This is a genomic window from Thermopirellula anaerolimosa, from assembly GCF_054657335.1.
Map to the genome: position 1 here is coordinate 1,111,217 of NZ_BAAHYX010000004.1, position 13,438 is coordinate 1,124,654.

Consider the following 13,438-nt stretch of genomic DNA (forward strand, 5'->3'; position numbering starts at 1 on the left):
GAACCATGGGATCCGGTCCCCGACGCAACACGTCGCCTCCGTAAACAATCCTACGCATTAAACGCATTTACGGCAAGTAGAATTGCATAAATTCAATCCGGATTCACAATGACCGGATTTATGGCAAACTTGGCTTGAGAAACGCGCGATCGACAGATTATCTTGGGGGTTTTACGCTTCGGCTTTCCGCCGTGGGTTATCGCTTGGACCGGAGCGTACCGCTTTCGGCCTTCGTCGTTCACCAGACGCACGGAACGGCGGACAGCCCGTCCTTGACCCCTAGAAGGGTTCGCCCCCATGCAGGATTTCCGACCGAGAGATAGCTGGACGAGTCGAATCGGCGTGATCTTGGCCGTGACCGGGAGCGCGGTGGGGTTGGGCAATTTCTTGCGATTTCCCGGTTTGGCCGCCAAGTACGGCGGCGGCGCCTTTATGGTTGCCTACCTCTGCGCTTTCCTATTTCTCGGCTTGCCCATCGCCTTTGCGGAGTGGTCCATGGGTCGCTACGGAGGGCGGCACGGGTTCAATTCCTCGCCGGGCATCTATCGCTTGGTTTGGAAGAACCGCGTTGCGCCCTACTTCGGTATCCTGGCCATGATCGTCCCCGTCTGCATCTACATGTACTACGTGTACATCGAGGCATGGTGTCTCGCCTACGCCGCGCGGTACCTTTTCGGGGCGATGGATTTCGGGGCCGATCCGGCAGGTTACGAACGTTTTTTCGCGCACTTCGTGGGAATTCACGCCCACGGCGAATCCTTGAGCACTCCCGGCGAAGGCCTGTTAGGTTCCGCCGTATTTTTCCTGATTCTCTGTTTCGTGCTCAATTTCACGCTGATCTACCGCGGGCTGAGCAAAGGTATTGAGTGGTTTTGCCGCTGGGCCATGCCCGCCCTGATCGTCTGCGCCCTTTTGGTTCTGATCCGCGTCCTCACGCTCGGAACGCCGGACCCGGCCAAACCGGACCAGAACATTCTCAATGGGCTGGGCTATATGTGGAATCCGGTCAAACCCGGCACCACGTTTTGGGAGGAGTTGTCCAACGCCGAGATGTGGATGGCCGCCGCGGGGCAGATATTTTTCTCCCTGTCGGTCGGTTTCGGCATCATCATCACGTATGCCAGCTACGTCAAAAAGGACGACGACATCGCGCTCTCCAGCCTGACCGCCTGCGCCGGCAATGAATTCTGCGAGGTGGCCCTAGGCGGTTTGATTTCGGTGCCGGCGGCCTTCGTCTTTCTGGGACCGCAAGTCGTCCAAAACCCACCCGGCACCTTTGGGTTGGGTTTCATGGCCTTGCCTCACGTCTTCAGCCAGATGCCGCTGGGCAATTTGATCGGATTTCTATTTTTCTTTCTGCTGTTTTTGGCGGCCGTCACCAGTTCGCTCTCCATGCTGCAACCGGCAGTGGCCTTTTTGGAGGAAGGCTTGGGTCTCAACCGCAAGGCTTCCGTCGCTTTGCTGGGGTTCATCACCGCCCTTGGCTCCACAGGCGTCGTCTTTTTCTCCAAGGATCTGGTCGCCCTGGACACCCTGGACTTCTGGATCGGCACCTTCTGCCTCTATGCCCTGGCGGCGTTTCAAACCGTCCTTTTTGGTTGGGTCCTCGGTGCAAAGACGGGCATGGCCGAGTTGCGGCGCGGCGCTGAGATTCACGTCCCCGAGTTCTTCACCTACGTCATTCAGTTCGTCACGCCGGTTTATCTCTTTGTCGTCTTCGGGTTCTGGTTGCGGCAGAATATCTTCGTCGGCACGGCGGACGGTCAACCCAATCGCCTGGAACAACTGGTAACGGACCCGGTGGTCGCGGCGGTCATGATCTTCGTGGCCGCAGTGGCCGTCCTTTTCGGACTTTTCATCGCCCAAGCCGTCCGCAATTGGCGGCGTGCCGAGGCCGCGGGTGAGGAGGTGGCGATATGACGCTGGGCGGATGGATCGTGATGAGTCTCTCGGTCGGCGGGGCTACCGCGCTTCTGGCGTGGTGCTTGTATAAGGTCCTGAGCACGCCTGGAAGCGAGCAACACCTCCACGGCCAAGTGGACATCCATACGCCCGACATGGACCAACCGTGACGCCGCCGAAGACAAAGGGCCTTTGCCCGGGTAACCTTAGCCGCCGGGCGATCCGCGGCGATCGGCCATCTTAGCGCGGACGGCATCCACCACGGCGGGCGGAAGAAAACGGGAAAGCTCCGCATCCGACGCCACCGGCGCGATCTCCTTGATCAATGAACTGGACACGTGCGCCAACTCGCCGTCGGCGATCATGAACAGCGTCTCGACGTCGGGGGCCAAGCGACGGTTGGCCATCATCATGGTCAATTCGGCGGCGATATCCGTGATCGGGCGAACCCCGCGAATCATGACCCGGGCGCCGCATTCCCGCACAAAGTTCACCGCCAAGCCCCGAAAGGGGCGAATCTCCACATTGGTCAGACCTTCCGTCGTCCGACGGATCAAACCGATCCGCTCCTCGGTATCGAACATCGGGTTCTTATGGATGTTCACGCCAATGCCGACGATCAGGCGGTCGAAGAGCCGGCTTGCTCGCTCCATGACGTTCAAGTGCCCCAACGTCACGGGATCGAACGACCCGGGATAGACCGCGAGACGAGGATTCAATTCGGACATGGAATGCGTCCCAAACGGTGACGACCGCCTCCCATCTTTCCGCGCATTCTACGAACGCGAGCCGCCGCGCCGCAATGCCGCACAACGGCCGCCCCCGACGATCGTCGATGAGCGACGTCGATTGCAACTATAATTGTTGCCTTGGCCAATCGGCGTGCGAACCCGCACCGGGCGCAAACACAGATGCCGCTACAAGATGGCCGGCCGACGCTCGACGCCGCATCGACTGACGCCACCCCCTGGGCCGTACCGCGTAGGGCGCGGAATGCCGGAGACTCGCCGGCAGCAAAGTCGAACCGAGACCGCCGTACTGTCTTATGCGTAGCGGGACAGGTCGGGCTTGTCGCCCTCGGGCGTTTCGTCACTATCGGGATCGAACCAAGCCGGGTTGAACTCGATTCGCATCCCCTGACGGGCCGCCATGTTGGTGGTCAGGGCGATCACTGCGTCGCCCAAGGCAACCTTGGGGTAGCAACGGGGATGGATCTCGGGATCCGAGGCATTGGGATTCTTGCGGATGCACCAAGCCCAATGCTCGATTTCCTCCTTGTAACCGCGACTGACCTGGGCCGTGACCATAGCGCCCAATCCCTCGGCCTTCTTTTGGGCCGGTCCACTGGCCTGGGTGTCGAGAGTGGGACCGCCCTTGCTTTCGCTCACGCCCACGCCGGCCGAAGTATCGGACCCCGCGTAGACCATGGCTTCCTGCTCCCGCTCCAAGATCAGCGTCCCCTTGGTTCCGAAGACGATCTCGCCGTATCCGCCGAAGCCGTTGCCGTTGATCGAAGCGTATTGCACGCCGATTTTCTTCAGCTTACCCAGCGGATCGTTGGGATCGTAACCGGGGAGCGGGAATTCGATGATGCAATAGACGTGGTCTTCCACCTCGCGATCGAGCGGGAAAATCGGCCGGTTGCCGGCGGCGGCCACGTTCAGCGGCAGTTGCTTTTGACCGCCGTGCATGGCGGCGATGAAAATCGACGCGGCATCCAGTTGGTGGCTTCCCAATTCCGCCATCAGGCCGCCGCCCGTCCGCTCCCACAATCGCCAACGGATCAACTCCTCGATGGCGGGACGGTAGTACTTCTGGTCGCCGGCTTCCAACGTCTTATCTTCGTAACCGTACTGTTTGGCGGCCTCGATGATCTCCTTATCGGCAATCTGGGCGGCCTTTTGGGCGACCAGCTTGGCCCATTTTTCGGCGTCCTTCATCCGACCGGCCTTTTCCGCCTCGGCCAGGCTCCGCTTGTACGACTCCAACTCGCGAATCAGTCGCTGGCCGCTGACGTCATCCGACTTGGCTCCCGGCGGCAAGGGTTGGGCCCAACTGTCGTTGCCCGGCAAATTACCCCGGTGCCACTGCGCCCGAATGTAGTGCAATTCTCCCAACAATCCCCGGCGGATGGTGTCCGCGGCGTTTTCGTAGAGGATGTTATAGTGACGTTGGTGGCCGATGGCCAAATGGACGCCGGCCTGCTTGGCCAACCTGGCCATAACCTTGCCTTCCGAAACCCGCTGGGCCATCAGCTTTTCGCACAACACGTGCTTGCCCAACTTCATGGCCGCAACGGCGGCGTCATCGTGCAGATGCAGCGGCAAACCGATGATCACCGCGTCGATGTTGTCCTTCTCGTTCTCCAGCAATTCCTGGAAGGCACCGTACACGCGGACGTGCTTACGGGCCTCGTCCTCGGTCTTCCACCCGTATACGCCCATCAGGCCGGGACGCGCCGCCAAGGCGGCCTCGCTGTAATGATCGCCGTGGAACGCACGATGCACGTTATACGGGCGAATATCGGCAATGGCCACGATCTCGACGAATTCGGGGTTGCAGGCCCCAATGAGAACCTGACCTTCGTCGCCGGTCCCCAGTACGGCCACGCGGATCGGCTTGCCGAGCGTGCTTTCGTAACCGAAGTAGAACGCCCCCAGGCTACCGCCCGCCGCCAATCCGGTCAGCACGCCCGTCTGAATGAAATCCCGCCGCGTCACCTGGATGTTGTCGCCAACCACGCGGTTGAAGTTAGCGATACCCGTTTGCCGTTCTTCCGGAGTCAAGTTCATAGTTACGACCTTTTTCGGAAAGCGAAGTTTCGAGTCGCGGGAATTGTATCGAGTTGACCGGCGTCCATCGGACGGATGCCCGCACGCCCGCACTGCCGTCACAAGCGACGCGCCGACGGGGACTACGCGGAAGCCGCCTCTTCACCGGCGTTCTTCGCGGCCGGCGAGCATCGCTTGGAGCAGCATCCGCACATGTTCCGCAGCGGCAGGCATACCCAGTGATACAGGAAATAGTCCAAGCCCGCCCAACGTCCGACCGGCAACGCGGCCAATGCCAGCAGGGCCATCATTTCCACGAAGTTCTTGTCCACCAACAGGGCGTGACCGACGATCTCCGGGGTCTTGGGGACGACGGTCGGCCAGGGCCATTGCGTCATGACGACGAAGGCCAAAAAGCCCGCTCCGCCCAAGGCCGCCAATCGCGTCAAGCACCCCACCATCAAGCCCAGACCGATCAACGTCAGGGCATAGGTGACCGTCTTATTCAAGAGATCGGATCGCGTGGCGACGAACGGGACGGGCACCGGCAGATACTGTGTTTCCACAAGGGCGACCTTGAGGTGCCCGCGGCCCTTTTGCTCCGGACTCAGAACTTCCTCGTACAAAGCCGTCCAGTAGTGAGCCCCCATGGCGTCCATCGCTCGCAGCCAACCGTTTACCTCGGCCCGCAAAGCCTGCTGACGCTCCCAGAGCCTTTCTTTCTGGAAATGGGCGCCCTGGTTGCGAGAGCCTTTTTCCTCGCGTTCGAAGCGTCCCAAGCTATCGAAGTAGCCCAGAATCGCCTCCCGATTTTCAGCCAGATACGTCTCCAGGCTTTTCTCGTAGCGATCGCGGATTTGCTCCGCCTGCTTTCGCTGCTTTTCGTCCAAACGATAGTACGCGGCGAAGCGGTCCAGGGCCTTATCCCACGCCCTAGCGTACGCGGGAGCCTGAACCATTTGCCCCCCCGACTCGTCTTTGACGACCTGAAGCCTTTGCCGCCCGTCGATGTCGGGAATCATGGCGTAAAACAACGGCGCGAACGGCCCTTTGGCCTGCGTCAAGAAAGGCTCCGCCGAAAAGGTATCCGAGTTGGCGATCTTCCAGATGCCTTCATACAAGAAATGCCAGCCGATGGTCACTCGCAGCAAGACGAGGAGGACGACGGCCGTCAAACCGATTTGAAAGCTGGAGCGGTTCAGGACCAACCTCCTTCCGTATGCGATCGGCTCGAAACCGATCTCTTGTGTACAGGCTGGAAACGCTCGCGATCCAAGGGGAAAGCGAGGTTCCGGTAAATGGGGCAGGATGGCAAGAGCAAGCCTTTATTGTATTCGCCGTCACCCGTTTCGCTACCGGGTAGACGGATTTTCTGACGCCAAATTTTTCGGCAGCCGGCCCGACCGCCGGCCACAGCACGCCAACCCTCAATTATCGTCCGGAGTGACGTGAGTCCCAATAATTAGGGCGTCTCGTCCGCGGATTTCCTATTCGGAACTAACCTACCAAAGTACCCGCCAACCAAGCCGCCCGAATTATCCATTCTATTTTTGACAAATCCACCGGACGCAATCGCAGCATGAGCGACCGGACTGTCTCCCTGTACAAGATTTACGCGACCGACCGCGCGGGGGTTCGAGGTCGGCACGCGCCCATGCGGTTACGCATCTTCAATCAAACGTTGTAGTCGCGCGACCTGCACCCGCACGGCCTCCAGGTCCGGATTCAATTTCAACGCTCGATGGAAGGATTCCAGGGCCGCAACGGGGTCCTGCAATTCGAGGTAGGCTTGCCCCAACCCCGCCGCCGCGGCGAAGTGGTAGGGGTTGAGTTCCAGTGTCATACGGCAATCGCGGATGCTCTCGGCGAAGTCGCCCAACGAAAAATGAGCGATCGCCCGTTGATTGTACGCCTCCGCGAAATTGGGTTCTTTTTCGATCAATCGGCCGGCCCGCTGGATCACCTCTTGATACCGGTGCGCAGCGTTCAAACGCACGATCCCGGTCAGTTCCCGCCTCTGTGATTCGGAACCGAACCGCATCCACACCTTGCGGATGCTGGTTTCGGCCAAAAGCCGAACGTTACGATCCGGGTCGGACAGGGCCTTGCCCAAAGCGGCATTGGATTCGTAGTCGCCCAGGTATCCCAACGCCAAGGCGGCGGCGCGGCGGAGTTCGCGCATGGGATGCGCCAACAAGCGCTGCAACGTTCCCTGCGTGTATCGCCGACTGACTTCGTTGACGAAACGCGCCGTTTGTTGGTGTTTGAGGTATTCCTCGTACACCAACCCGAGCAAGGCCGTGCGGGGAAGATTGCGCGACACCGGAAAGCTCCCGAAGAAAAGTCTTGATTCGATCGTCCACAGGATCGAGCCTCGCGATCAGGCGGTCGGGTTGCGCTCCGTATTGCCCCTCAGGCCGAGCCTCGAACAACGACTCCGCGGAGTACCGAGCAACCGTCCCCCCTTCACGCACCGTTTCCTCGATTGTAATTGCCCGGCTCCCCTCTTTCCAAACGAATCCCGCGGCATCCCAGATGTCGCGGCCAAAATCTTGTCTCCACGTGTGGACTGCGGCTTGCCGCTGACTGTGGAGTGCGGCGGCTTGCCGCCGCTGTTCAATTGCTGCCGCACTCCAGACCTTACGGAGGATTGATAGGAACATTTCCATTAACGCCGAAATCCATTCGCGCCGAAACGAGTCATTTCTGTTCGGGCATAACGTCCGGTTTGGGTTCTTCGCGATGCGTCTCAGCGGAAACGACGGTCTCATCAACCTGCGCAAGGTGGCCTTGGTCCCCGTGAAGTAAAATAAGGAGATGGTATGAATTGAGCTTTGCCGGCGGTGAACTCTGGGAAAGTAGACTTTCCTGGAGTAGACAGGTCACAGGCTGTATCGGTTAGTTGAGGCAATGCGACCTCGTTAAGGAGACGCGATCTGCGGCCACGACGGCGAGCCTGCCGTGCGGAGCGGGAATCGAGCGAGGTCTGCGGCGACCGCTTCGGCACAGAGGCGTCATCGCATGACGGACTCACAAGCGCCCTTGGCGCCATCGAACATTCGGTCCGCGGAGAGACGAGGAATGTTGATCGACGACCAATCGTTGGGGGAAAGGAGTTGCGCGGAATCGCGCGGCTTCGTCGGCGGGCCATCGCGCGGCGGACCCGGCTTGCTCTCCGCCGTTCTGCGGGGCTCGGCCCTGGTCATCATTTGCACGGCCTGGCACCTCGGCAGCGTCGTTGCCACGGAAACGGCGCCGCGTGCCGACGCCGCCTACACACGGAACCTGGAGCGCCCCTGCGGCATATTCTGGACCGATGTGCCTTTGCGTCGGGGGCTGGTCCGCTTGGGCGAGGTGCAAGGCGTGCCGATCTTTCTCGATCGCCGCGTGGACCCGGACCAGCGCGTGACGCTCTCCTTGGACGCTCCCAGCCTGCGTCAAGCTTTGGAAACCTTGGCCGCAAAGCTCTCGCTCGGCGTCTCGTACTTCCAACCGATCGTCTATCTGGGACCGCCGTCCGCCGCGTCTCGCCTGCGAACCTTGGCTGCGTTGCGAGAGGACGAACTGCCGCCGGGAGACCGTCGCCGCGGCTTGCGAAAACCGCCGGCCTGGCCTGCCCTCCGAACGCCTCGGGAGATACTTCGCGACCTATGCGGAGAGGCCGAACTCTCACCCGAAAACCTGGAGGAAATCCCCCACGACCTCTGGCCGGAAGTCCGTTTCCCGGCGATGCCGTGGACCGATCGCATGACGTTGGTCCTGATCGGATTCGACCGCACGTTTCACGTCGATCCGGTCCGGAATACCGTGATCTTCACCCCAATCACGGAAGAGCCGACGCTGACGCGGCGTCTTCCCCTGCCCGCCGGCTTGTCCTCCGGCGACATCCTCGCGCAGCGCTGGCAACAGATCTTGCCGGACATCCGGGTCGAACCGGCCGCCAACGAAGTCATCGCGCAAGGACCGCTGGAGTCGCTGGAAAGGCTGGCGGAAATGCTTCGAGGCGGTCGCACCGCGACCAATCCCACGAGTTCCCCGGACCCGGGGGCGATTAACTCGTCCGGCGGATCGACTGCTTCGACCGTCGGGGCGACCGACCCCTTTGCATCGCGTCGCTTCACGGTCCGACAGGGACAAGGTACCCTGGGCGGGGTTATCAACCAACTCGCCGCGCAATTGCAGATGGACGCACGGATCGACGCCGACGCCCTCGCGAGTCGCGGCATTCGCTTGGATCGCAAGATCACCTTCGCCGTGAACAACGGAACCGTGGATGACCTTTGGCGAGCGGTGCTGGAACCGCATGGATTGGCGTTCGAGCGTCGCGGAAAGGAAATCCGCGTCTTTCCGGCAGGCCCCTGAAAAGCGATCGCCGCGACGTTACACCGCCATCCTGAGACGGATCGAGCGTCGACCGCTCTCCTTCTTTGCCTTTACTGCCGGACCTTCGCCCATTGCCGGTCCAGCCTCGGCGGCGATACGGAGAAGTCCGTCCCCAGGGATTGCGCGAACAGCGAAACGCGATACTCCTCCAGCATCCAACGGAAGCGGGTCAACTCGGGATCGAATACGTCCAATTCCTCGTGCCGCTTGCGTCGCTCGCAATAGGCTTCCCAATAGGGGCGGAAGGCGGCCAGAGCCTGCCGGTCTCGAAAAACGCCTCCTAACCTCAAGGCCTCGATCCTGCGACACACGGCCTTGAAGTAGCGCGGATAGGCACGCAAACGCCCCCACGGCGTTTGGGTCAAGAAGCCCGGCCGGGTAAGTTCCGCCAATTGCTCCGCCATATCGGCCCGAGCCTCTTCCCATTGCGGTGAATCCGCGGACTCCAGTGCCAGTCTCGCTTCGTGATAACGTTCCAACAAGGGTCGGATGATCGCCAGCACCTCTTGCACGGCGGGCGGCAAGCGTTTCAACCCCCGTCGCATCAGATCGTCGAATTGCTCGCGCGTGCGCGGTAAGCCGCCCCATTGGCCGATTTCCCACGGGCCGATCAACGTTTCATCCAAGAACGCGCGATCCGCCAAAAGGAGTTTCAATTCTTCGCCGAAGTCGAATTCCGGCAAAGGAACGCTCAGCAATTCCAGGCGGCGACGGTCGGCGAATTGATCCCAATGCGGATCGAGTCGCGACGCCATGGCGAATGCGAGCAATCGCCGAATGCCGAAACGCGACAAGACGGCGGCCCGCGCCGCGCTGTCCGCCAATCGCAACGACACGCCGTCGCCGGCATCGATCAATGCCGGAAACGCCTGCAAGCGGATGCCGCCTCGCATCACCTCCACCACCTCGGGCAGCACCGGCCATTCCCAGCGACGAATGCCGTCACGGTGCCACTGGGGATCGTCCACCGCCGTGAACGACCGCCCGACTTCGGCCCCCAACGACCGCCGCAGCGATTCCCAATCCCGCCCCACCGCTAACGGTTTTCCTTGACCGTCCACCACGCAAACGCGGAACTGCATCTCCGCCGGGAGCTTATCGAGACGGAAATCCTGCGCCCTTATGTCCTCGCCCGCCAACTTCGAAAGCACCGCCGCCACCGCAGGCAGAAATCGCCCCTCGCCGAAGGTCAGTTCCCGCACCGCCCGCTCCGCCGACTCCTGGGCCGGAATCAGCTTCCGTCGCAACTCCTTGGGCAGAGACTTGATCAAGGCCGTCACCTTTTCCCGCAGCAAGCCCGGCACGAACCAGGCCAAGCGCTCGGGATCCAAGCTGGGGAACAACTCGACGGGGACGGTCAAGGTAATGCCGTCGTCGTCTTCACCCGGGGCAAAGCGGTAACGCAGCGGCACCGGCGTCGTGCCGACCGCCAAGTGGTCGGGAAAAGCCTCGGGCGAAGCGCCGCTATCCTCTCGCACGACATCGTGCGACGACATATGCAAGATCGACCGGTCCTTCTTGCACGCCTCGCGCCACCACGCCAACAATCCGCGAAGGTCGTAGACGTCGTGCGGAATGCGTTGATCGTAGAAATCGAATTGCGCCCAGGAACCGAGCAGCAGATCGACCCGCCGCAAGCGGACTTGCAGTTCCTCCATCCGCTTGACGAGTCGCCGATTGTGCTCGAAGAAGGCGGCCTTGCACTCGATTTCGCCCTCCACCAACCCGTGCTGGATGAGCATTTCGCGAGCGGCGGCGGCGTCGATCGGCCCTAGCGCCATGCGCCGCCGCGGGACGACGGGTAGGCCTTGCAGCGTCACCTTTTCGTGGATCATGGCCGCCCCGTAACGGCGACTCCAATACGGATCCACGTAATCCCGCTTAATCAGATGCGGCGCAAGATCCTCGATCCAAGCGGGATCGATGCGGGCACAGGTCCGCAGATAGCGCCGACCGGTCTCGACGATTTCCGCCGCCACGACCCAATGCGGTTTACTTTCGAAGAGGGCCGAACCGGGCCACAGATGGGCCTTGCCGCCGCCCGCCGTTTGATACTCGTGCCCCTGCTTTCGATAACCCGTATTCGTCAGGAATCCCGTCAAAATGGCTCGGTGAATGGCCGCGTAGTCCCGCGTTCCCCGTCGCGACGCCATGCCGGCTTCACGCACCAGGGCTTGCAACTCGCGGTAAACATCCGCCCATTCACGCAGTCGATTGTACGAGAGATAGTTCTGGGCGCAAGCCTTTTGCAGTTGATTCCGCGAAAGCTTGGCCTTCAAGTTCTGATAGAATTCCCACAGGTTGAGATACGTTAGGAAGTCGGACTGCGGGTCATGGAAGCGGGCGTGCGCGGCGTCGGCGTCGGCAGCCCGATCCTGCGGTCGAAGGCGCGGGTCATCGACCTCCAATCCCGCAGCGATGATCAGAACCTCGTGCAGCGAGCCTTCCTCCCTCGCCGCCAGGATGATGCGACCGATACGAGGATCGACGGGCATCCGGGCCAATTCGCGCCCCAGAGGCGTCAACTCGCCGTCCTCGTCCAAGGCTTGCAGTTCCCACAGCGTCTTGAAGCCGTCGCGGACCGCATCCGATCGCGGCGGGTCGAGAAAAGGGAACGTCTCCGGGTCGCCAAGCCGCAGGGCCTTCAGTTGCAAAATGACGTTGGCCAAGTTGGTCCGCAGAATCTCCGGCGGCGTGTAGCGATCCCGCCGCTCCAAATCCGATTCCTCATAAAGCCGGATGCAGACGCCGGGGCCTTCTCGACCGCACCGCCCTTTCCGCTGTTCCGCCGACGCCCGCGAAATCGGCTCGATGGGAAGTCGCTGCGTCTTGGTGCGGGGGGAATAGCGGCTGATTCGGGCGACGCCGCTATCCACCACGCACCGGATGCCGGGTACCGTGAGCGATGATTCGGCTACGTTGGTGGCGAGGATGATGCGGCGGCGTCCGTGCGGTTGAAAAATCCGCTGCTGCTCATTCACGGAGAGTCGCGCGTACAGCGGGATGACTTCGGCTTCGCGCAGCCGATCCTCGCCCGAAACGCCCCGCGCGCGCAGCAACCTGGCCGCCTCGTGGATATGTCGTTCCGTGGGCAGGAACACCAAGATATCGCCCCAGGTCGCCGCGAGCGCCTCGACGACGGCGCCGGCCACTTCGTCCTGCCAGTTCGGCTCGAAAGCGGGATCATCGACGACCGGCGGTCGGTAACGCACCTCAACCGGATACATTCTGCCGGAGACCTCGATCACGGGCGCCGGGGTGCCGTCCACGGCGAAGTGCGCTGCGAATCGCTCGGCGTCGATCGTCGCCGACGTGACGATCACCTTCAAATCCGACCGCTTGTCCAGCAATCGGCGGAGGTAGCCCAAGAGAAAGTCGATGTTCAACGATCGCTCGTGGGCCTCGTCGATGATCAGCGTGTCGTACTGCTCCAAGAAGCGGTCGGTCTGAGTCTCGGCCAAGAGGATGCCGTCGGTCATGAGCTTGATGTACGTGTCCGCTCCGGTGAGGTCGGTAAAACGGACTTTGAAGCCCACCTCCTTGCCGAGCGGCACGCCCAACTCTTCGGCGATTCTGGCGGCGACGGAGCGGGCGGCGATCCTCCGCGGTTGGGTATGGCCGATCATACCGGCGATCCCGCGCCCCAATTTGAGGCATAACTTCGGCAATTGCGTGGATTTGCCGGACCCGGTCTCACCGCAAACGATGACCGCCGGGTGCGACTCGACGGCGGCGGCGATGTCGTCCAGCGCATCGAGAATCGGCAACCCGCCGGAAAACTCGAACCAAGGAACCTTGGCGGCGCGTTCGGCGCGGCGAGCGGCGGACGCCTCCGCCCGTTCGCGGAGTCGCTTCAGCGCCGCCTCGCCCCCGCGTTTGGTTCGGCCGTCGCGAGCCAACCGCTCCAAAGCTCGACGCAGCGGAAAGCGGTCCGCCAGCATGACATCCGGCAAGATTCCGCGGATTTCTTCGATCGAGGCATTCATGGAAACCCGGGAATGATGAGCATGGCACGAAAAATCGTCCTTTGGGCCCGGTTCGGCGGAGCCTTCCAACACCGCCTTCGCCCCGCCCGCGGACGAGTGCAAAACCCTGTCCTGCGGACCGGCGACGTCACCCCGGTCGCAATTTCGGCGGTAACATCTATGTTAACGCAGGCCGCAAAAGGCATTGCAGCCCCGCCGTAGGGGAAGCCCCGCCCACCGCCGCCCGACAAACTCGCCGGGAATCCCGGTTACAATACGGATGGATCATTCCTTCCGTACTAAACACGCCCGCAACGACGCCTTCCGAAAAATACGGACTCGTTGCATGCGGGAGACGGCGAATCAAGCTCCCGCGGTTTGGGACGCGGCGAGGGAGCGCGGATGTTGGAATTGTGA

Annotated in this window: 8 protein-coding genes; 3 read left to right on the top strand and 5 right to left on the bottom strand. The window is 61.7% G+C overall.

Annotated features, from left to right (window positions below):
* The first annotated feature begins 297 nt into the window (after positions 1 to 297).
* The gene (locus ACYQ6J_RS04755) at positions 298 to 1,920 is read left to right on the top strand and encodes a sodium-dependent transporter (protein ID WP_460183049.1); all 1,623 of its coding nucleotides are present in this window, start codon (positions 298 to 300) and stop codon (positions 1,918 to 1,920) included.
* Positions 1,917 to 2,072: a hypothetical protein gene (locus ACYQ6J_RS04760; protein ID WP_460183050.1), complete on the top strand. Its 156-nt coding sequence runs from the start codon at positions 1,917 to 1,919 to the stop codon at positions 2,070 to 2,072. The genes ACYQ6J_RS04755 and ACYQ6J_RS04760 overlap by 4 nt, the downstream gene beginning before the upstream one ends.
* A gap of 36 nt (positions 2,073 to 2,108) precedes the next feature.
* On the opposite strand, the gene coaD is transcribed toward ACYQ6J_RS04760, so the two are convergent.
* The 4 genes from coaD to ACYQ6J_RS04780 form a co-directional block, all read right to left on the bottom strand.
* Complete coding sequence (gene coaD, locus ACYQ6J_RS04765) at positions 2,109 to 2,630, bottom strand: pantetheine-phosphate adenylyltransferase (RefSeq protein WP_460183051.1); 522 nt, start codon at positions 2,628 to 2,630, stop codon at positions 2,109 to 2,111.
* A 315-nt stretch (positions 2,631 to 2,945) separates the two neighbouring features.
* Positions 2,946 to 4,694: a Gfo/Idh/MocA family protein gene (locus tag ACYQ6J_RS04770; protein WP_460183052.1), complete on the bottom strand. Its 1,749-nt coding sequence runs from the start codon at positions 4,692 to 4,694 to the stop codon at positions 2,946 to 2,948.
* Positions 4,695 to 4,816: 122 nt separating this feature from the next.
* The gene (locus tag ACYQ6J_RS04775) at positions 4,817 to 5,881 is read right to left on the bottom strand and encodes a hypothetical protein (RefSeq protein WP_460183053.1); all 1,065 of its coding nucleotides are present in this window, start codon (positions 5,879 to 5,881) and stop codon (positions 4,817 to 4,819) included.
* A 452-nt stretch (positions 5,882 to 6,333) separates the two neighbouring features.
* Positions 6,334 to 6,996 (bottom strand): tetratricopeptide repeat protein, encoded by a 663-nt coding sequence (locus ACYQ6J_RS04780; protein WP_460183054.1) that lies wholly within the window; start codon positions 6,994 to 6,996, stop codon positions 6,334 to 6,336.
* A gap of 758 nt (positions 6,997 to 7,754) precedes the next feature.
* Between ACYQ6J_RS04780 and ACYQ6J_RS04785 the strand changes: the two genes are divergently transcribed.
* Positions 7,755 to 9,035 (top strand): STN domain-containing protein, encoded by a 1,281-nt coding sequence (locus ACYQ6J_RS04785; protein ID WP_460183055.1) that lies wholly within the window; start codon positions 7,755 to 7,757, stop codon positions 9,033 to 9,035.
* 71 nt (positions 9,036 to 9,106) lie between these two features.
* Here the strand turns inward: ACYQ6J_RS04785 and hrpA are convergent, their stop codons facing one another.
* Positions 9,107 to 13,042, bottom strand: coding sequence for an ATP-dependent RNA helicase HrpA (hrpA, locus tag ACYQ6J_RS04790; RefSeq protein ID WP_460183056.1), 3,936 nt, complete (start codon positions 13,040 to 13,042; stop codon positions 9,107 to 9,109).
* Positions 13,043 to 13,438: the final 396 nt, after the last annotated feature.

Coding starts and splice junctions, on each gene's coding strand:
- ACYQ6J_RS04755 (WP_460183049.1), top strand. CDS start 298: ATGCAGGATTTCCGACCGAGAGATAGCTGGACGAGTCGAATCGGCGTG.
- ACYQ6J_RS04760 (WP_460183050.1), top strand. CDS start 1,917: ATGACGCTGGGCGGATGGATCGTGATGAGTCTCTCGGTCGGCGGGGCT.
- coaD (WP_460183051.1), bottom strand. CDS start 2,630: ATGTCCGAATTGAATCCTCGTCTCGCGGTCTATCCCGGGTCGTTCGAT.
- ACYQ6J_RS04770 (WP_460183052.1), bottom strand. CDS start 4,694: ATGAACTTGACTCCGGAAGAACGGCAAACGGGTATCGCTAACTTCAAC.
- ACYQ6J_RS04785 (WP_460183055.1), top strand. CDS start 7,755: ATGTTGATCGACGACCAATCGTTGGGGGAAAGGAGTTGCGCGGAATCG.
- hrpA (WP_460183056.1), bottom strand. CDS start 13,042: ATGAATGCCTCGATCGAAGAAATCCGCGGAATCTTGCCGGATGTCATG.